The 18,119-nt window shown below is 63.4% G+C and carries 22 protein-coding genes; 8 read left to right on the forward strand and 14 right to left on the reverse strand.

From position 1 onward, the window contains the following. Positions 1–11: 11 nt before the first annotated feature. The 7 genes from AC3CBN_RS04390 to AC3CBN_RS04420 all read left to right on the forward strand — a co-directional run bounded on the left by AC3CBN_RS04390 (position 12) and on the right by AC3CBN_RS04420 (position 7,525). Entirely contained in the window at positions 12–1,418 is a 1,407-nt protein-coding gene (locus tag AC3CBN_RS04390) for an efflux transporter outer membrane subunit (protein ID WP_488635601.1), read from the forward strand. Beyond that, on the forward strand, positions 1,415–2,179 hold the full coding sequence (locus tag AC3CBN_RS04395; protein ID WP_488635602.1) for an SDR family oxidoreductase: 765 nt from the start codon (positions 1,415–1,417) through the stop codon (positions 2,177–2,179). The genes AC3CBN_RS04390 and AC3CBN_RS04395 overlap by 4 nt, the downstream gene beginning before the upstream one ends. A gap of 30 nt (positions 2,180–2,209) precedes the next feature. Further along, positions 2,210–3,244: an NADP-dependent oxidoreductase gene (locus AC3CBN_RS04400; RefSeq protein WP_488635603.1), complete on the forward strand. Its 1,035-nt coding sequence runs from the start codon at positions 2,210–2,212 to the stop codon at positions 3,242–3,244. Between the two features lie 206 nt (positions 3,245–3,450). Next, positions 3,451–4,431 carry a TolB family protein gene (locus AC3CBN_RS04405; protein ID WP_488635604.1) on the forward strand — a complete coding sequence of 327 codons (981 nt, stop codon included), beginning with the start codon at positions 3,451–3,453 and terminating at the stop codon, positions 4,429–4,431. A gap of 45 nt (positions 4,432–4,476) precedes the next feature. Further along, complete coding sequence (locus tag AC3CBN_RS04410; RefSeq protein ID WP_488635605.1) at positions 4,477–5,658, forward strand: sensor histidine kinase; 1,182 nt, start codon at positions 4,477–4,479, stop codon at positions 5,656–5,658. Beyond that, positions 5,655–6,410, forward strand: coding sequence for a LytR/AlgR family response regulator transcription factor (locus AC3CBN_RS04415; RefSeq protein WP_488635606.1), 756 nt, complete (start codon positions 5,655–5,657; stop codon positions 6,408–6,410). Before AC3CBN_RS04410 ends, AC3CBN_RS04415 begins: the two co-directional genes overlap by 4 nt. 137 nt (positions 6,411–6,547) lie before the next feature. Then, a complete protein-coding gene (locus AC3CBN_RS04420) occupies positions 6,548–7,525 on the forward strand; it encodes a hypothetical protein (RefSeq protein ID WP_488635607.1) in 978 nt (325 codons plus the stop codon). A gap of 127 nt (positions 7,526–7,652) precedes the next feature. Here the strand turns inward: AC3CBN_RS04420 and AC3CBN_RS04425 are convergent, their stop codons facing one another. From AC3CBN_RS04425 to AC3CBN_RS04485, 13 genes are all read right to left on the reverse strand, one after another. Further along, entirely contained in the window at positions 7,653–7,994 is a 342-nt protein-coding gene (locus tag AC3CBN_RS04425) for a YkgJ family cysteine cluster protein (RefSeq protein WP_488635608.1), read from the reverse strand. Positions 7,995–8,133: 139 nt separating this feature from the next. Next, complete coding sequence (locus AC3CBN_RS04430) at positions 8,134–8,595, reverse strand: GNAT family N-acetyltransferase (protein WP_488635609.1); 462 nt, start codon at positions 8,593–8,595, stop codon at positions 8,134–8,136. Between the two features lie 29 nt (positions 8,596–8,624). After that, on the reverse strand, positions 8,625–9,716 hold the full coding sequence (locus AC3CBN_RS04435; RefSeq protein ID WP_488635610.1) for an AI-2E family transporter: 1,092 nt from the start codon (positions 9,714–9,716) through the stop codon (positions 8,625–8,627). A 71-nt stretch (positions 9,717–9,787) separates the two neighbouring features. Next, a complete protein-coding gene (locus AC3CBN_RS04440; RefSeq protein WP_488635611.1) occupies positions 9,788–10,078 on the reverse strand; it encodes a hypothetical protein in 291 nt (96 codons plus the stop codon). Further along, the gene (locus AC3CBN_RS04445; protein WP_488635612.1) at positions 10,075–10,542 is read right to left on the reverse strand and encodes an ABC transporter ATP-binding protein; all 468 of its coding nucleotides are present in this window, start codon (positions 10,540–10,542) and stop codon (positions 10,075–10,077) included. The genes AC3CBN_RS04440 and AC3CBN_RS04445 overlap by 4 nt, the downstream gene beginning before the upstream one ends. Before the next feature lie 18 nt (positions 10,543–10,560). Beyond that, entirely contained in the window at positions 10,561–10,926 is a 366-nt protein-coding gene (locus tag AC3CBN_RS04450; RefSeq protein WP_488635613.1) for an ElaB/YgaM/YqjD family protein, read from the reverse strand. Between the two features lie 87 nt (positions 10,927–11,013). Continuing rightward, a complete protein-coding gene (locus AC3CBN_RS04455; protein WP_488635614.1) occupies positions 11,014–11,169 on the reverse strand; it encodes a DUF1328 domain-containing protein in 156 nt (51 codons plus the stop codon). Positions 11,170–11,298: 129 nt separating this feature from the next. Continuing rightward, entirely contained in the window at positions 11,299–11,919 is a 621-nt protein-coding gene (locus tag AC3CBN_RS04460; protein WP_488635615.1) for a YbhB/YbcL family Raf kinase inhibitor-like protein, read from the reverse strand. 62 nt (positions 11,920–11,981) lie between these two features. Further along, positions 11,982–13,073 carry a PQQ-dependent sugar dehydrogenase gene (locus AC3CBN_RS04465; protein ID WP_488635616.1) on the reverse strand — a complete coding sequence of 364 codons (1,092 nt, stop codon included), beginning with the start codon at positions 13,071–13,073 and terminating at the stop codon, positions 11,982–11,984. A 62-nt stretch (positions 13,074–13,135) separates the two neighbouring features. Then, positions 13,136–13,540 (reverse strand): DUF3224 domain-containing protein, encoded by a 405-nt coding sequence (locus AC3CBN_RS04470; protein ID WP_488635617.1) that lies wholly within the window; start codon positions 13,538–13,540, stop codon positions 13,136–13,138. Positions 13,541–13,674: 134 nt separating this feature from the next. Then, complete coding sequence (locus tag AC3CBN_RS04475; RefSeq protein ID WP_488635618.1) at positions 13,675–14,679, reverse strand: YheT family hydrolase; 1,005 nt, start codon at positions 14,677–14,679, stop codon at positions 13,675–13,677. After that, positions 14,676–15,494: a lysophospholipid acyltransferase family protein gene (locus tag AC3CBN_RS04480; RefSeq protein WP_488635619.1), complete on the reverse strand. Its 819-nt coding sequence runs from the start codon at positions 15,492–15,494 to the stop codon at positions 14,676–14,678. Before AC3CBN_RS04480 ends, AC3CBN_RS04475 begins: the two co-directional genes overlap by 4 nt. Before the next feature lie 55 nt (positions 15,495–15,549). Continuing rightward, the gene (locus AC3CBN_RS04485; RefSeq protein ID WP_488635620.1) at positions 15,550–16,026 is read right to left on the reverse strand and encodes an Lrp/AsnC family transcriptional regulator; all 477 of its coding nucleotides are present in this window, start codon (positions 16,024–16,026) and stop codon (positions 15,550–15,552) included. 149 nt (positions 16,027–16,175) lie between these two features. On the opposite strand from AC3CBN_RS04485, the gene phhA reads away from it, so the two are divergent. Continuing rightward, on the forward strand, positions 16,176–17,066 hold the full coding sequence (gene phhA, locus AC3CBN_RS04490; RefSeq protein WP_488635621.1) for a phenylalanine 4-monooxygenase: 891 nt from the start codon (positions 16,176–16,178) through the stop codon (positions 17,064–17,066). Positions 17,067–17,359: 293 nt separating this feature from the next. Here the strand turns inward: phhA and AC3CBN_RS04495 are convergent, their stop codons facing one another. After that, on the reverse strand, positions 17,360–18,118 hold the full coding sequence (locus tag AC3CBN_RS04495) for a Crp/Fnr family transcriptional regulator (RefSeq protein WP_488635622.1): 759 nt from the start codon (positions 18,116–18,118) through the stop codon (positions 17,360–17,362). Position 18,119 lies beyond the last annotated feature (1 nt).

The raw sequence follows: 18,119 nt of genomic DNA on the forward strand, positions 1-18,119 counted from the left end.
AGATCACTGCGATGGCTGCTGCGATCATGCTTTCCGGCTGCGTCAGCGTCGGCCCCGACTATCACGCGCCACAGGAAAAGCCGGTGGCCCTGCAGGGCGTCAACGCCACGCAGGAATCCACGCAGACGTTCCAGGCCAACTGGTGGAAGCAATTCAACGACCCGACGCTCGACTCGCTGATTCAGCGCGCCGCAGCGAACAGTCCGGACCTGAAGATCGCCTATGCCCGCCTGCGTGAATCGCGTGCGTTGTTAGGCGTGGCGAAGTCGCAACAGATTCCGGATGTGGAAACGGTCGCGAACTATTCGCGCAGCCGCGGACAGCAGCCGGGCTTCACCGATCAGCGCACCACCGTCACCAGCTATCAGGCTGGGTTCGATGCCAGCTGGGAGATTGATCTGTTTGGCGGCGTACGTCGCTCGGTGGAAGCAGCAGGTGCGGACGCAGGCGCCAGCGAAGCGTCCCTGCAGGATGCACAGGTGACGTTGTTCGCCGAGGTGGCGCGCAATTACTTCGACTTGCGTGGCGTGCAGCTGCGCATCGACGTGGCCAATCGCGATATCGAGAACCAGCGCGAGTCGCTACGTCTGATTCGTGCCCGTTCCGACATCGGCACCGGCTCCGAACAGGATGTGGCCAGCGCAACCGCGCGGCTCAACTTCGTGGAAGCGCAGCTGCCTTCGCTGCAGACCTTGTCACAGAACGACACCGCGCGACTGGCCGTGCTGCTGGGCGAACGTCCCGGCGAGCTGGACATCGATCTTTCGGCGCAGAACTTCAAGCCGATCGACGTGGCGCTCTCCATCGGTGATGCCGGCGATGTGCTCGCTCGCCGTCCGGACGTGCGCATTGCCGAGCGCCAGCTTGCGGCGGCCAATGCGCGCATCGGCGTGGCCAAGGCCGACTACTACCCGCATATCACGCTGGGCGGTTTTCTCGGTTTCCTCGCCGGTCGCAGTAACGACTTCGGTGGCCCGTCCACGCGTGCATGGTCCATTGCACCGAGTATTAGCTGGTCTGGCCTCAACGTGCAGCGCGTGCGTTCCAACGTAAAGGCCAGCGAGGCACGTGCCGACGCGGCACTGGCAAACTATCAGCGCAGCGTCTTGCAGGCGGTGGAAGACGTCGACAACGCCATCGTTGGCTACAACCTGCAGCGTGAGCGCGTGCTCAAGCTGCAAGAGCAGGTGACGCAGAGCCGGCATGCCGCCGATCTCGCACGCATCCGCTACAACGAAGGTGCGGCAGACTTCCTGCAATTGCTGGATGCCGAACGCACGCAGCTGGAAGCGGAAGATTCACTTGCCGATGCGCAGGCTTCGATCAACCTGCGCGCGGTGTCGGTGTACAAGGCGCTGGGCGGCGGCTGGCAGGCCTGCGCCAGCGAGCGTTGTGACCAAGTGGCCGCTGCTCCATGAACGCAGTGACGTTTCCGGGGGGGCCTTCACGTCGCCGCGCGGCCGTTGCCGAACCGGAACCGTCGCAACGCGTGGCGCTGGTAAGCGGCGCCAACCGCGGACTCGGCTTCGAGGTAACGCGGCAACTTGCGGCCAGCGGCGTCACGGTGCTGCTCGGCGCGCGCAAAGCGCTTGCCGGCGAAAAAGCGGCGCGGCAATTGCGCCGCGATGGCGGCACCGTGGTTTCGGTGCCGCTGGACGTGACCTCCGTCCAGAGCGTGCGCGAACTGGCCGCGCGCATCGAAGGCGAATACGGACGCCTGGATATCCTGGTCAACAACGCCGGTGCGTACTACGACGTCGACAATCAGGCGTCTTCAGTGAACCTGGACCTTGTGCGGCAGGCGCTGGAAACCAACCTGCTTGGCGCATGGCAACTCACCGAGGCGATGTTGCCGCTGATGCAGCGCCACGGTTACGGCCGCATCGTCAACGTTTCCAGCGGCTGTGGAGCGATCGAAAGCGAAGGCTCTGCGTGCCCGGCTTATCGCGTATCCAAGGCCGCCTTGAACAGCCATACGCGCGTGCTGGCCGCTGAACTCAACGGCAGCGGCATCCTGGTCAACGCGGTATGTCCCGGCTGGGTTGCCACCGACATGGGCGGCCACGGCGGACGACCGGTTGCTGAAGGTGCGGCCGGCATCGTGTGGGCGGCCATGCTGCCTTCGCGCCCTGCGGTCACGGGCGGCTTCTTTCGCGATCGCATGCGCATCGACTGGTAACCCACCTTATCCATTTGCAGGAAGTTATCCATGCCCCAAAATGTTTCCATTAACCGACGCATCGTCCTTGCAGCTCATCCACACGGCGCGCCCACGCCTGAAGACTTGCGTCTCGAAGAAGTCGCCATCCCGACGCCTGGTGAAGGCGAAGTGCTGCTGCGCACGCTCTACCTTTCGCTTGATCCCTATATGCGCAATCTGATGGACGAGCGCGGCACGAGCTACGCTTCAGCAGTACCGCTGGGCGAGCCTGTGGTGGGCGGAACCGTCAGCCGTGTCGTTGCCTCCAGACTGCCGCAATTCCGCGTCGGCGACCTGGTGCTTGGCAACGCAGGCTGGCAGGACTACGCACTATCCAACGGAAAGGATCTGGTTCCACTCGGTGAGATGGCACAACCGTCGCTTGCGCTGGGCGGGCTGGGCATGCCCGCCTTCACCGCCTACATCGGCTTGCTCGATATCGGCCAGCCCAAACCGGGCGAAACGGTAGTTGTGGCCGCGGCAACCGGCGCCGTAGGTGCCGTGGTCGGCCAGATTGCCAAGCTCAAGGGCTCGAGGGTGGTCGGCATTGCCGGTGGCATCGACAAGTGCAAGTACGCGGTCGAGGAGCTCGGATTCGACCTCTGTCTGAACCGCCACGATCCACAACTGGCCGAGCGCCTCGCCGCGGCCTGTCCGAACGGTATAGACGTCTACTTCGAGAACGTTGGCGGCGCGGTATTCGACGCCGTTCTGCCACTGCTCAACATCGGTGCACGCGTGCCAGTGTGCGGATTCATTGCGCACTACAACGACGAGGAACTGCCGTCCGGGCCAGATCGGCTGCCGCTGATGACTTCCGCTATCTTGCAGAAGCGCATCCGCATGCAGGGTTTCATCATTCTCGACCACTACGCCGACCGCTTCGACGCATTCCGCCACGTCATGGGCGAATGGGTCGCCACCGGCCGGGTGAAGCTGCGCGAGGACGTGGTGGACGGACTGGAGAACGCGCCGAAGGCATTCATTGGACTGCTTCAGGGGCACAACTTCGGCAAGCTTGTGGTGCGCGTCGCCGATGTGTGATTCGCCAGCTGCCATGGACGTTGAAATGCATCGGGCATCCAGCATGACCGCGAGCCCCTAACCCGCTACCCACCTTTCACCGTTGCCGGCCTACCGCTTACGGCAACAGGCGAACCGGTCGTCACAAACCGTGCGACACCGACCGTCGTGCGCGTTAGGTTCTCCGCTATTGCGGTCTCCGCACATCGGCGCAAGGAGAGACGGACATGTGGCTGGAGAAAGCGCCCGTGGTGCTGTTGTCCATCGTTTCCCTGTTCGGCAGGTCCATGGCGAATGATGCGCCGCCCGCGCCCGTTATTTTCGCGCCGGAGATCATTTCGGGACCGGCTGACGATGCCTCACCGGCGTTCGCGCCGGATGGCAACACGGTGTACTTCATGCGCGGCACCGACAACGGTTCGACGTTGATGGAATCGCATCGCGTCGATGGCCGCTGGTCGACGCCGCGGGCCGCAACATTCTCAGGGCAGTGGCGCGATATCGATCCGGCGATGGCGCCAGACGGTTCATTCCTGCTGTTTGTCTCCAATCGCCCGGCCATGTCGGGTGCCCAGCCTATCGATGCCATCGCGGCTGGCCAGCGACGCCCGGGACAGGGCATGAATATCTGGCGTGTGGATCGGCGTGGTAGCGGTTGGGGCATGCCCGTGCGACTGCCCGATATCGTCAACGCGTGCACGACGACTTTTGCACCCAGTATCGCGGCGGATGGCAGCATCTATTTCATCGGTTGCGCCGCGCCGGACGGCAGCCTGCAGCTCATGCGCTCGCTGTATGTGGACGGCCGCTACCAGCCGCCGTACAAGGTGGCGCTGGGCGGCGTCGGTGATCGCATCCGCGACCCGGCCATTGCACCCGACCGATCGTTCATGGTGTTCAGCATCAAGCACGATGCCCAGCAGCCGTATCGGCTGGCCATTGCGTTTCACAGCCACGATGGCTGGACTGCGCCACTCGATCTCGGCGACGCGGTGAACGCGGGCACGCACAGCATGGGGGCCCAGCTCGGCTGCGACCACCGCACGCTGTATTTCTACAGCGACCGGCGTCTGCCAGCGTCCGATCCGGCACACGCGGCGACATGGGACAACGGCAGCGACAACATCTGGCGGTTGCCGTTGGCGCCCTGGCTGGATTCGCATGGAGACGGCGCGATCCCGCCCGCGCAAACCTGCGCCACGAACTGAGGCGGCGACGACGTGGCGGACCCGTCCCGCTTATCTGGCAGCCTCATGTCTTCGGGCACTGTTGCCAGCCTGTTCCGGCCTGCACACTCGGCGGCCAGAACCGCATCATCGGCAGCCGGCGCCAACGAGGTTCATGTGTTCGAACGATTCTCAACGCCACGTTGGAAGATCTGGGGGCTGGTCTTCGGCTTCTGGACGCTGTTGGCGCTGTCCTATGCCGCCAGTGCGGTGATCTCGGCGATCAGTGAGGGCGAGTCGACTGTCTGGTACCGGCCGCTCATCTGGAACCTCACCACCTTCTACCTGTGGATGCTGCTGACGCCGCTGGTCGCAAGTCTCGGTCGAAGTACCAGCGGACACGGCTGGAAACGCTTCTGGGCCGTGCACGCACCATGCAGCTTGATGCTTGCCGCGGCACAGGTGATGGTGCTGATGCTGATCTACTGGCAACTGTGCGGACCGCCGCCCTCTCGCGCCGACATATCGTTCGGCGCCTTCGCGCGCGTGCAGTTCTTCTACAACTTCCACCTGAGCTGCCTCACCTACTGGGTGTTGCTGGTCGTGTTGCGCGCCCTGGATTCGCAGCGCCGCCTGCGTGACGAACGACTACGCAACTCGCAACTGGAAACGCAGCTGGTGCAATCGCAACTGCAGACACTGCGCGTGCAATTGCAGCCGCATTTCCTGTTCAACACACTCAATGCGATCTCCGCGCTGGCACTGGCCGACCCCGTGCAGGCGAGACTGATGATCGCCCGCCTGAGCGATTTCCTGCGCCTTACCCTTGAGGAACGCCATGCGCAGCAGGTGCCGCTGTCGCGTGAGATGGAATTCCTGCAGTGCTATCTCGGTATCCAGCAGGTGCGCTTCCAGGATCGGCTCACCACGCACCTGGACATAGCCATGGACACCACGCGCGCACTGGTACCCAACATGATCCTGCAACCGTTGGTGGAAAACGCGCTGCGCCACGGCCTCCTGGAGAAATCCGCGCGTGGCACCCTGCACATCGTGACTCGCCGCGACGGAGATGAGCTGCTGCTGCGCGTGGACGATGATGGCGTGGGCTTGCCGGCGGAAGGCGCAAAGGATGGTCTGGGGCTTGGCAATACGCGTACCCGTCTGGACATGCTGTTTGGCGCCGCCGCGTCGCTCGAACTGCAACCCAAAGTCGATGGCGGCACGCGGGTGGAGCTTCGCTTTCCATTCCGGGAGCAGATGGCATGAGCCTGCCGCCCATCCGCACACTTCTCGTCGACGACGAAGTACTGGCGCGGCTCGCACTGCGGCAGGCACTGGCAACACATGCAGATGTGGAGATTGTGGGTGAATGCGGCAACGCCGCCGAGGCGCAGCAGGCCATCAAGGCGCTCGATCCGGATCTGCTGTTTCTCGATATACGCATGCCGGGCATGGATGGCTTCAGGCTTCTGCATAGCCTCAAGCCGGAGGCGCTTCCGATGGTGGTGTTCGCCACCGCGTTTGGGCAGCATGCCTTGCGCGCCTTCGACGCCAATGCGCTCGACTACGTACTCAAGCCGATCGACCAGGCGCGTTTCGACCAGGCCATGGCGCGCGTGCGACATCATTGGCAAGGGTTGCATCAGGCACCGCGAACGGTAGCTTCATCCACCAGGGCGAGTCCTTACCTGCAACGCATCAGTGTGCACAGCGGCGAACATATCCGCGTGATTCCCGCCACCGACATCGACTGGATTCGCGCAGACGGCAACTACGTGCACATTCATGCCGGCAACGCCACTTATCTTCACCGCGAATCGCTACGCCACCTGCTGAGCGTGCTTGACCCGGCCTGCTTCCTGCGCATCCATCGCGGCATCCTGGTCAACATCGAACGTATCCGCGAGGTGCATCCGCTGTTCCAGGGCAGCGCCGAAGTGGTGTTGCACGACGGTACGCGGCTCAATCTCAGCCGGCGCTTCCGCACGCATGCGCGCCACGCACTTGGCATGCCCTGACCTTATCGCCGCCCGCACCGGGCATACGACCGCTTGTCCCATCACCATCGCCGCCGGGCACAAATGGGCTGCGTGGACCGCATGTACGCGCGACGCTGGAGCTCTTCAATGCAAACCTATGGAAAGGAGCGCAATACATGCAGTCGATTCCCTTCGCCTGGGCGACGTCGTTCGCCATGGCACTGGTCACCACCTTTGCGTCAGCCGGCGAACTGCTCGGCCCCGGTGTGATCTCCACCGGCCTGCAGGAAACCTCGGCGACGCTGACGCCAGACGGCAACACGCTGTACTTCATGCGCTCGGATTTCGCCGAGAAAGACGACACCATTCTGGTTTCGCATCGTCGCGATGGCCGTTGGTCAGCGCCGGAAGTGGCCGCGTTCTCCGGGCAATGGCACGACTCGGAACCGGCGTTGTCGCCGGATGGCAAGCGTCTCTATTTTGTCTCCAACCGCCCACCTCATCCGGGCGATGCACCCGTCATGGCTGAAATGAGCGGGCAACGGTTTGCCGGTACGAACCTCTGGTATGTCGAGCAGCAGAAGGACAATCGCTGGAGCACGCCGGTGCATGTGGACGGCACGCTCAACGATGGCGCGATGATCTACAACCCTTCGGTGGCACGCAATGGAGACGTCTATTTCTCCGCGCACCGCGACGATTCCGGCAAGGCGTACCAGATCTATGTTGCGCATCGAACGAACAACGGCTACGCTGCACCGCAGCAGATCGACCTGGGCGACACCACGCATAACCGCATGGACCCGGCCGTGGATCCGGACCAGCGCTTCCTGCTCTACGCCGGCAATGAAGGCGACTCGCTCGGCAGCGCCGACATCTACATCGTCTTTCGCGACGCCAGCGGTCGCTGGGGCAAGCCGGAACATCTGCCCGGCGATATCAACAGTCCATCGCTGGAAAATGCACCCTCGCTGGGTCCTCAATTCGGCGAACTCTTCGTCTCCAGCAGTCGCCAGGAAGAAGTGCATTTCCCCAAACCGCAGGACAATGCCAGTTCCTTGCAGAAACGGCTCGAAGGCGCACTCAACGGTTCGCGCAATATCTGGCGCTTCGATATCGCCGACGTACTGCGGGCGCATGGCATCGAGCACTAACCCGGCGATGGCATCGCGAAAATGGCAGCCGTCCGCTTCCTGACCGAAGCGGACAGCACAAACGGAATCAGTGGGAAGGCAAGCCTTGCTTCAACGCCCAGTACCTGGGCGCTCGGACCGCGCGACTTTAGTCGCTGATCAGCACGGTGGGCGTGGGGAACGCCTTGCCGCCAAACCATCTGTCACGTTCATCCCTGCATCCGGGGCTGCCCATGGTGAACTTGCGGCATATCCTTGGGCGCTGATCGTAGATCGTGCAGCGTGAGGTGTTGGGATCGACTGCGGCGCACCAACCATCCTCGCCCTTGGCCAGCGTTTCCACGCCATGCGTATCGCGATCAATCAGCCATTCCGGCACATGATCGTCGGGCATCAGCATCACGGTGAGCCGACAGCACACCGCCTCGCAATCGCTGCAACTGACGGACGGGTCTACGCTCTCGGCGTAAGGATCGGGGGAAATGCTCACGCGACAGTATGACTGCATTTTCCGCGCGGGACTATGCACGAGTATCCGGCACGTCGCCGGCTCACGCCCCGCTGCGACGGTTTATGCCCATCACTGTCTTGATGCGGGCTGCGACACCGCAAGCCCAGGCGATCAATCGCTACAGCGGCTTTCGATACACGATGAAACCTGATTTGTCCGCCAGCTTGTCATACAGCTGCATGGCTACGGCGTTCGACTCGTGCGTTTGCCAATAGACACGCGATGCGCCGGCGTGGCGTGCCTGTTCGTAGACCGCTTCGATCAGCGCACGCCCGACACCCAAACCGCGAGCTGCCTCCACCGTGAACAGGTCTTGCATGTAGCAGCTGTTGTTGGTGCTGATGGTGCTTCGATGGAAGAGAAAGTGCGCCAGACCCAGCAACTCTCCCGCGCGTTCGGCAACCAGCGCATGCACGGGCTCATCGGTATCGAGGAAGCGCGACCATGTCGTGCGCGTGATGGCGTCCGGCAAGGCCGTGTCGCCGCTGCGTCCGTAGAACGCGTTATAGCCTTCCCACATCGGCTTCCAGGCGGAAAAGTCGTGATCCGCGATGGTCCTGACGACAATGGATGAACTCACGAATCCTCCGCTGTGTTCCGGCGCATCGGTCAGCGCTGCACCATCAGGGCGAACCAGCGCCAGCCGCGTACACGCTCGGCCACCAACTTGGCACTGGTGAGCATGGGAACGGCGAGCAACGCGCCAGGAATGCCCCAGAGCCAACCCCACACCAGCAACCACAACAGGATGGCGATGGGGCTCAGTCGCATGCGATGACCCTGGATCAGTGGCGTCACCAGGTTGCCTTCGAGGGCGGTGATACCGGTGAAGGTCAACGCGGGCAGCAACGCGGCGCTGGCTTCGTTGAAATTGAGCAGCCCGACGACGGCGAGCACAGCGGTGGTACTGATGGCTCCCACGTAGGGGATGAAGTTGGCCAGCATAGCCACCGTGCCCCACAGCAGCGGGTCAGGCATGTGATAGAGCCACAGCATGCCGGCGGTGACGGCACCCAGGCCAAAGTTGATCAGCGTGGCGGTGAGAATGTAACGGGACACTTCGTACTGGATGCCGCGCACGATCACCACCGCATGGCGCTTGTAACCAAAGCCTGGCGAGGCCTGCACCAGCCGCCTCAGCATCAGGTCGCCGTACACCAGGAAGAAGAACACCAGCAGCACCACGGTGAGCACGCCGGCGAGTACCTTGGGCGTGGTCGCCATGATGTCCCACGCGGTAATCGATAGCGTAGGTTGCGGCGCCTGTTGCGGTCGGACGGGCCCCGTCAGGCTTTGCGTCGCGCGGTTCGCCGCTTCCAGCGGCTGAATGAACGAGCGCAGCTTCGGTACGAAGCTACGTATGGCGGTGGGCGCTTCATGGAACCAGCCCAGCGCAGGCTGCGTGAGCATGCCGATGCCGGCACCGATGCCGGCGATCAACGCGATCATCAACACGCTCGCGCCCAGCCAGCGCGGAATGCCCAGATGCGCGCCGCGCGCGACGATGGGGTTCAAGGCAAGACCGATGAATGAGGCGAGCACCAGCGGTATCAACAACTGCTTGGTGAGCGTGACCGTGTACGCCAATGCCAGCGCCAGAAAAATGTTCAGCACGATGCGAATGCCACGCAGATGGCGGCGTGCACTTTGCGCGCGCTGTACGCGCACGATGCCGGCGCGCGGCTCGCGCGGGGGGACCATCTCCTTCCCGGGTACTGCGGAGCCCGCCGCGCCACCGGGAGTGGCGGGCGGCGGTGGTGATGGGGAATCGATCATGACGGGTCGAAGCCGCCTTGCGCGAATTCGGCCAGCAACCGTGCTGACTGCCCGACCAGTTCGGCCGCCGTGCCGCCGAGCAGCGCGCCCAACCCCGGCACGCGCAGCGGATGCACGTTGAGCTGGCCCAGCACAAAACCCGCGCCGGCGGCCATGCCCACGGTTGTCAGCGGATAGCGTTGCCCTCGAGACAACAGTGCCTGTGCCGGCACCGCCAGATCATGTAGTGCTTCCTGTGAGCGGGATTGCGCCGCTCGAACGGCATGCAGCTTTTTGAAGAGGCTCACGGCGCATCCTCCGGGCGGGATTCGGCCTGCGGGTCGGGACGTCGCAGCGCCTCGCGCATCATCGCATTCCACTCGCCCCGCGTCGCGGGAAGGCTCATCCAGTGCATGCAACGGCGGAACAGCAGGATCGCCCCAACCAGAAAGCCCAGCTCCAGCAAGGCCAGCACCACCAGCGCCCAGGTCCACGAATCGAACCACTGAGCCAGCAGCCAGCCGGTCAACCCAAGCAAAGTCAGGCCCAGGCCGACCGCCGCCACCGTCGCGATCAAACCCGCGGCCAGGAGCCAATGGACCGCAGCGCGCGCAAGCCCAAGCTCCGCCGCGAGCAATCGCAGCTGTGCGCCGAACAACTTGTGGAACGCGCGACCCAGCCGGCCGATATCGTCAAGCAGCCCGGGTGGCTGCGATGGCGCCGATGTTTCGTCGGGTTCCGCGGGCGAACCGCCTCTTTCGGTCTGATCCATCCGCTGTCCTTGTCGCTATCAGCGGCGAAGTATGCGCCCCAGCAGCCAGCCCGCGCCAAGCGCGATGGCCACGGACTGCACAGGCTTCTCGCGCACGTATTCGCGCGCCCGGTCCAGCCATTCGTCGGCACGGTCGAGGGTCTGGTCATAGGCCTCACGCCCGCGTTCGCGGTATTCGTCGGCCTTGGCACTGGCCCGGGTGGCCGCGTCGGCCGCCTTGTCGGTGGCGCGGTGCAAGCCTTCCTCAACATGATCAGCAGCGCGCTCGACGGCTTCCTTGGTGTTCGTCACTGCGCTGGAAGTGGCCTGCTTGATGCGCTCGGCGCGCTCCTCGATACGATCGGCAGCGCTGCTTTCCTCAGGCACCGGGACCTGCTTGTTCATGACGTTCTCCAATGAAACGGTGGACTGACTTTAACCGGACGACACCCGCTGGGTGCGCACCGGGCATGCGCCCCGGCACGCTGCCGCTCAGCTTGCGCGGCGAAAGAAGGCGATCACGGCAAGGATCAGGAAGACGATGAACAGGACCTTCGCGATGCCCGCAGCCGTGCCAGCGATGCCGGTGAAACCGAACAAGGCGGCAATAATGGCGATAACCAGAAATACCAGGGCGTAGTGGAGCATGGTGCTTTCCTCTCGACGGGGCAGCACATCGCCCCATCGACATTCATCCACAGCGCATGCCTTGCGGGCGTGAAGATCGGCTTATGCCGACGCCATGTTGGGCCCCGTTCACGGTTCGGCCGCGAACGTTCAGGCTAGCGCGGGATTGAGCGTATACGTGCCCATCAACTCGGCCTCGGCCAGCACATGGCCGTCCATCGCGGTACGCAGCTCGGCCGCGGTGAAGCCATCGGCAAGCTTGAGATGCTGCACATCCAGCGCGTAAAGGCGGAAGTGATAGTGGTGCACCAGCGAGTCGTTCCACGGCGGGCACGGGCCGTCATAGCCAAGATATTCGCCGCGCATATCCGCGTCGCCGGCGAACCAGCCGGTGTAGTCGTTGATGCCCTGCACGCTGCCAGGCGGCCCATAGGGAGCGCGCTTGCCACGCGCCACGATACCGTCACTGCACGCGCCTTCGGCCAGCTCGCCACATTCCACCGGAATATTCGCCATCAGCCAGTGCGCGAACTCCACGCGCGGCAGGTCGGCCGGCACGACGCGCCCTGCCTGGTTCACATCGTCGGGCTTGCTCGGTACATCGACGTCGAAGCAGGTGAGCACGAAGGAGCGCGTGGCCAACGGCGCATCCTTCCAGGCCAGGTGGGGGCTGAGGTTGTCAGACAGCGCGAACGGTTCGGCACGCTTGCCGAACGCGAGTGGTGCCGGGATCGGTTGCCCATGGTTGAAATTGTCACTACGCAGTTGCAATGAAATTCTCCTGGAAAGTTTCGTGATGCTTCAAGCGACGCTGTCGCGGGCGCAATACGTGGTCAAGGCTGGTACGTCACGCGGTAGATCGCGCCAGCAAGGTCGTCGCTTACCAACAAGCTGCCATCGGGCAGCGGCTGCACGTCGACGGGCCGTCCCCAGGCCGACTCGTCCTGCTCGAAGCCTTCGAGCAGCGGTTCGTAGGAGACGACCTTGTCGCCGTTGAGGCGAACCGTCATCACGCGATAACCGGATTTCTTGGTGCGATTCCACGAGCCATGCTCGGCGATGAAGATTGCGCCTTTGTAATCGGCCGGAAACTGGGTGCCCTCGTAGAAGCGCAGGCCCAGTGCAGCGACGTGCGCGCCCAGCTTCAGCACGGGCGGTGTGTAGCTCTTGCAGTTCTTTCCCTTGCCGAACTCGGGATCGAGCGTATCGCCCTGGTGACAATAGGGATAACCGAAGTGCTCTCCGGCATGGGTGAGCTTGTTGAGTTCATCGCTGGGCATATCGTCGCCCATCAGGTCGCGCCCGTTGTCGGTGAACCACAACTGCTTTGACTTCGGCTGCCAGTCGAAGCCAACCGTATTGCGGATGCCGTAGGCGACGTCCTCGAGCCCGCTACCGTCAGCATTCATGCGCGTGAGCTTGGCGTAATCCTTGTCCTTGTCGCAGATGTTGCACGGTGCACCAATCGGCACATAGAGCTTGCCGTCGGGTCCGAACGCGATGAACTTCCAGCCATGGTGCGTTTCGGTGGGAAACTTGTCGTAGACGACTTCCGGCTTCGGCGGATCGTCCAGGTGATTCTCGATGTCGCGCAGCACGAGGATCTTGCTGACCGCCGAGATGTAGAGGTCGCCGTTTTTGAAGGCTACGCCCACCGGCAACTGCAGGCCGCTGGCGATCACGCGCACTTTGTCTGCCTGACCGCTGCCCTTGCTGTCGGTAAGCGCATAGACCTTGCCGGCGCTGTTGGATCCGACGAACACGGTGCCCTTGGCACCCAGCGTGATCTCTCTCGCATTGGGCACGTCGTCCGCATACATGGCGACATGAAAACCCTTGGGCAGGGTGAGTTTATCCAGCTTCGGCGCGGCAGCCACGGATTGGGCTGCGAGCAATCCGAACAGGACGAGCATCAGCTTGCGCATGAGTGCCGACTCCATGATGGAAGGCCAAAAGCGTAGCGCCTGCGGCAACGCCATGGAAATGTTCACGGCTCGTCGGGCAGCGAGTAATCGAGAACGTACGAATGCACGCCGTTGGCAATCGCGATCTCCAGTTTGCCGGCAATGCCGCCCAGCTCGTCGGTGCCCGAGTCCGGCACGATCGTGATCGAAAGTTGTGCCGCGCCTCGGTTCATCGTGCCAGTGTGCTGCAAGGCGAAGCTACCCTGCCGGCCGCGCACACGTCCCGTGACGCGTTCCATGGCTACATAGCCGGCCGAGCCGTCGATCGCCGTACCCATCGCCAGCATCTGGCCCTTGCCGACACCATCAAGGTCGCCGACGAAGTGCTTTTCGATCGCCATGCGACCCACGCCGGGATCGCCCACGCCATCCTGTGGTGGCTGTGGCGTGATCTTCACTTCGAACGTGCCTTTGGCCTGCTTAGCCATGTCCGCTTCCTCCTGTGTGCTGGAGCTGCACCGTGGATGATGTAACGGCGATATGTCAGACAACGCATCGTCGGCGTCACCCGATGACCTGTCAACGACGCGTCGCGTGAGTCATGTGAAGGAGAGCCTCGCGCTCAACTCGCCGCGATCGCATTGAAGCGTGCAGCGATGTAGTCGTCGGTGAAACTGGTCATGTCCCATCCGCGGATGAAGCCGCAATGCCCGCCATAGGCAGAGATATCCAGCTCCACGTTGGCGGGCAACTCCAGCTTCTCGAACGCATCTACCGGTATCACCGGATCGTCGCGCGCCGTGAGGATGGTGGCAGGCACATGCAGATCGGCCAGCGCACTGCCCGCCACTGAATAGCCGTCCAGATAGGCTTCCAGCGAACCGAAATCGGTGTGTCGCGTCACCAGCGATGCGGTGAGGCCACGCAGGCTCTGCTTGAGCTCGGACAGTTCGAAGTATTCGCGGTGCGGAAACGCCGCCTGCTTGGCCTGCAACGAACGCCGCCACTTGTGCATGAAGTACGCCTGGTAGAACCACGGCGCCGCTACTTCCAGCGAGAACAAGCCCTCGCTCGGATCGATGATCGGACATACCGCCAGCGCATAGCTCAACGGCAACCCCATCGCCGGCGCGCGCAGCGCGGCGCGCAGGGCGAAGTTGCCACCCAGCGAAAACCCGGCAAGCACCATCGGTCGACCGGGATAACGCTGCGCGATGTCACCCAGCGCGTGGACCACCTCATCGACGCGACACGAATGGAACAGCGCCTCATTGAGGTGATGGCTGTCGCCGTGATCGCGGAAATTCAGCCTGAAGATATCCCAGCCGTCCGCCAGCAAACGGCTGCCGGTCTGCAGCACATAGGTGGAATCGACGCTGCCTTCCCAACCATGGAACAGCACGGCAAGTCCGCGCGATTGCGGCTGCGCTTTTTGCGCGGTGTAGGCACCGGTCAGCCGCACGCCATCGCCGCCATCCACCAGCACCGGTTCGGCGCCTTCCAGCACGATCTGGGCGTCTTTGGGCAGCAGCACGCGACGCACGCCGCTGGACGACAGCATCGTCTGGATATGGCCGCTGCGCAGCGGCCACGGCGGCAGGAAGTCCTTTCCCTTGGGTAGATTCATGCGCGGCTATCGTGGTTCGGCTTGTCTTCCAGCGCCAGCGCGATGCGCTCGCGCGACAGCTCCGCCATGCGGCGACGAGCGTCGGGTGTGGCGGGCACCGGTTCGAGGAAATGCACCTCGGCATCCAGCGGTGCGTCGCCCAGCAAACGCAGGAAGTTCTGCATGAAATTCTCGTGCTCGCGAAAGCCCGCGTCGATCACACGGCGGCCATTGCGGGCAAACCGCAGCGCCACCGGCTGTACCGCCACTTCGGCATCGAGCGCCGCCTGGAAGATGCGCGCATGGAACACCCGCAGCGCACCGTTGTGGCCGGTGCCGCCTTCCGGGAACACGGCTACCGAACGGCCGCCACGCAGGCGATCCACCATCACCTGCATCACCGCCGCCAGAGAATGGTTGCTGCCCCGGCGGTGGAAGATCGTGCCGCCCGCCGACGCCAGCCATCCGACCACCGGCCAGTTGGCGATCTCGGCCTTGGCCACGAAGCAGGCCGCGCGCTGGCTGTGCAGCAACTCGATGTCCAGCCACGAGGTGTGGTTGGCCACGAACAGCACCGGGTCGGCCAGCGGCTGACCCACGCGCACCGAGCGCAGCCCGAAGATGCGCAGCACTGCCGTGGACCACCAGCGGATGGTGCGGTGCGCAAACGGCTCGCGCCCGTCTTTCATCACCGCATGGCGGTTCCAGGTCAGGATCAACGAGCACAGGAGGATGCCGAGCACCACGTGCAGCAGCAGCAGCGGCACGCGCCAGGCGTAACGCAGGGGTCGTATCAGGTTACGGCGGGCCGGGGCGGAAACGGTGTGGGTGTTCATCAGTCAGGTTAGTTTAGCGTTAGTCGGGCCTCCCCTGCGCCCCCACGCCGCAGCTTCAGCGTTCCAATTGGGCCAGGGGCAAAGCAGCCGAACGCTTGACTGTACGCAGGACAAAGCTGGAGTTGACGTCAGCTACGCCGGTGGCATTCAGCAGCCGGTCGAGAAGAAAGCGGGAAAAATCCTGCAGATCGGCGACATAGACATGCAGCAGGTAGTCCATGTCGCCGGTAAGCGCATAGCAGGCCACGACCTCGTCCCAACCGTTCACCAGTTCCACGAAGCGCTCTACCGCGGCGCGCTCGTGCTTGCTCAGCTGCACGCGCACGAAAGCCTGGAGACCCAGGCCCACGGCTTGCGGGTCCACCTGCGCGGTATAACCGGTGAGAATCCCTTCCGCTTCCAGCCGTTGCAGGCGGCGCAGGCAGGCTGAAGGCGACAGGCTTACCTTCTCCGCCAGCTCCGCGTTGGTGATGCGTCCGTCGTTCTGGAGTACGGCGAGGATGCGCAAGTCAGTGCGGTCAAGGGCGGCCATGGCAATGAATTTCCAGATGGATGTACTTGTACGCACGATTATTGCGCAATAGCTGCCAATTGGCACAACAAAACAAACATCGTGCGTGCCAACGGTCCTATGCTGAGTCACGACCAAGCAACACCGGCCTCGCCACCAGGAAGCCCGCCATGAACACCCCCCCTCGCCGTGTCGAACACCACCAGACCGACCGCGGCTACGTGCCGGTCTATGCCACCGGCGTGGTGGAGCAACCCTGGTCCAACTACACCCGCACCGACCATGAGGTGTGGGACACCCTCTACCAGCGCCAGCGCGAGATGCTGCCTGGCCGCGCCTGCCAGGAATTCCTCAATGGCGTGGAGCGCTTCGGCCTGGGCGATGGCGGCATTCCCAAGTTCGCCGACCTGAACAAGGTGCTCGGCGCCACCACCGGCTGGGAACTGGTCGCGGTGGAAGGCCTGCTGCCGGACGAAGTGTTCTTCGACCATCTGGCCAATCGCCGCTTCCCGGTCAGCTGGTGGATCCGCAAGCCGGACCAGCTCGACTACCTCAGCGAACCTGATCTGTTCCACGACCTGTTCGGCCACGTGCCGCTGCTGCTCAATCCGGTGTTCGCCGACTACATGCAAGCCTACGGCCGCGGCGGCATGAAGGCTTTCGCGATCGGGCCCGAGGCGCTGATGAATCTCACGCGCCTGTACTGGTACACGGTGGAATTCGGCCTGATCAATACCAAGGACGGCATGCGCATCTACGGCGCGGGCATCGTCAGCTCCAAGGGCGAGTCGATCTATTCGCTGGATTCGCCAGCGCCCAACCGCATCGGCTTCGGATTGGAGCGCGTGATGAGCACGCGCTACCGCATCGACACCTACCAGCAGACCTATTTCGTGATCGACAGCTTCGAGCAGCTGTTCGAAGCCACTCGCCCGGACTTCACGCCGATTTACGCGCACCTGCGCGAACAGCCGGCACATGCCGCTGGCGACGTACTGGACAGCGACCGCGTGTTCACACGCGGCAATCGCGAGGGCTGGGCGACGAACGCCGACACCTGACAGGTCTGCTCCTCGAAGCCACGGCCCGCTCATCGGTGGGCCGTTTGCTTTGATGGCCACGGACGGCGGCTTTTCGCCGAGGAATGCCACCGCTGCGGCGAGGAGCGGTGCTATCTACGAGCCGAACACCGGCAAGCGATCCGCTGCGATACGGCAAGGCGCTGCAGGAGCTTAACTGGGCTCTCGGACCGGCCCTACATCAGCAACGCACGGGGTATGACCGACCTGGCCTGCAAGCGATGCGAGAGGAACTCTGGCCACGACGAAGTTTGCACAGCTTCTGCCTCTGCAGGTCATCCAATCCCTCGAGACGGCGTGACTTTGTCCGTCAGGCTTGCCGCGTCGACCGTCGTGCGGGGATGAGACGGAACGACTTCTTCGAAATGAATCGTGCCTCCCTCGCAGGCCAGGGTTTGCAGTGCTGCCGTGTCCATGATCTCGATCGCTTGTCGACGTTGTCTTATCCATCCAGCACGCGCCATCAGGCCCAGGTTGCGGGACACCACTTCGCGAGCGGTCCCAATGTCTGCCGCCAGTTCGACGTGCGTCATGGCGACCGCTCCGTTCTCCATCCGCGCCAGTAGGTATTTGGCCAATCGCGTCGCTGGGCGCTCGCTAATGAGGCTATCGACTCGCGCCATCAGTGCATCTATGCGCAACGAGTACTGACGAAACACGAAATCGCGAAACAGGGTGTTCGATGCGAGATGGGTGTGAAACAAACTGGGAGGCAGAAGAAGCGCGCAGGTGTCACTATCGGCCACCCCAAAGACCATGTAGCGATGGCCTTCGAGCAGGCAACCAGCCGACACCGCACACCCTTCTCCCGCCTGCACGCGATAGAACACTACATCGTGACCCAGCGGCCCGACGCGACATACGCGCACGCCACCGGTAAGCACGATGGGATACCGGTGGCATGGTTCGCCCGCACGGAAGACAACCGTGCCCTTCGGCACCTGCACGATGCAGGAGGAAACCTCAGGTACATCCTGCAAACCAAGCCGCTGCAGTTGCCTGCCCGTATCGTCGTCCATCCGCTTGAGGCGCATC

Source organism: Dyella sp. OK584 (assembly GCF_057787755.1).

Excerpts from the sequence above, each read along its gene's own strand:
- AC3CBN_RS04455 (WP_488635614.1), bottom strand. The coding sequence starts at position 11,169 with ATGCTCCACTACGCCCTGGTATTTCTGGTTATCGCCATTATTGCCGCC.
- phhA (WP_488635621.1), top strand. The coding sequence starts at position 16,176 with ATGAACACCCCCCCTCGCCGTGTCGAACACCACCAGACCGACCGCGGC.
- AC3CBN_RS04400 (WP_488635603.1), top strand. The coding sequence starts at position 2,210 with ATGCCCCAAAATGTTTCCATTAACCGACGCATCGTCCTTGCAGCTCAT.
- AC3CBN_RS04475 (WP_488635618.1), bottom strand. The coding sequence starts at position 14,679 with ATGAATCTACCCAAGGGAAAGGACTTCCTGCCGCCGTGGCCGCTGCGC.
- AC3CBN_RS04395 (WP_488635602.1), top strand. The coding sequence starts at position 1,415 with ATGAACGCAGTGACGTTTCCGGGGGGGCCTTCACGTCGCCGCGCGGCC.
- AC3CBN_RS04390 (WP_488635601.1), top strand. The coding sequence starts at position 12 with ATGGCTGCTGCGATCATGCTTTCCGGCTGCGTCAGCGTCGGCCCCGAC.
- AC3CBN_RS04480 (WP_488635619.1), bottom strand. The coding sequence starts at position 15,494 with ATGAACACCCACACCGTTTCCGCCCCGGCCCGCCGTAACCTGATACGA.
- AC3CBN_RS04445 (WP_488635612.1), bottom strand. The coding sequence starts at position 10,542 with ATGGATCAGACCGAAAGAGGCGGTTCGCCCGCGGAACCCGACGAAACA.
- AC3CBN_RS04410 (WP_488635605.1), top strand. The coding sequence starts at position 4,477 with ATGTCTTCGGGCACTGTTGCCAGCCTGTTCCGGCCTGCACACTCGGCG.
- AC3CBN_RS04450 (WP_488635613.1), bottom strand. The coding sequence starts at position 10,926 with ATGAACAAGCAGGTCCCGGTGCCTGAGGAAAGCAGCGCTGCCGATCGT.
- AC3CBN_RS04420 (WP_488635607.1), top strand. The coding sequence starts at position 6,548 with ATGCAGTCGATTCCCTTCGCCTGGGCGACGTCGTTCGCCATGGCACTG.
- AC3CBN_RS04485 (WP_488635620.1), bottom strand. The coding sequence starts at position 16,026 with ATGGCCGCCCTTGACCGCACTGACTTGCGCATCCTCGCCGTACTCCAG.
- AC3CBN_RS04405 (WP_488635604.1), top strand. The coding sequence starts at position 3,451 with ATGTGGCTGGAGAAAGCGCCCGTGGTGCTGTTGTCCATCGTTTCCCTG.
- AC3CBN_RS04415 (WP_488635606.1), top strand. The coding sequence starts at position 5,655 with ATGAGCCTGCCGCCCATCCGCACACTTCTCGTCGACGACGAAGTACTG.
- AC3CBN_RS04495 (WP_488635622.1), bottom strand. The coding sequence starts at position 18,118 with ATGCGCCTCAAGCGGATGGACGACGATACGGGCAGGCAACTGCAGCGG.
- AC3CBN_RS04435 (WP_488635610.1), bottom strand. The coding sequence starts at position 9,716 with ATGGTCCCCCCGCGCGAGCCGCGCGCCGGCATCGTGCGCGTACAGCGC.
- AC3CBN_RS04465 (WP_488635616.1), bottom strand. The coding sequence starts at position 13,073 with ATGCGCAAGCTGATGCTCGTCCTGTTCGGATTGCTCGCAGCCCAATCC.
- AC3CBN_RS04470 (WP_488635617.1), bottom strand. The coding sequence starts at position 13,540 with ATGGCTAAGCAGGCCAAAGGCACGTTCGAAGTGAAGATCACGCCACAG.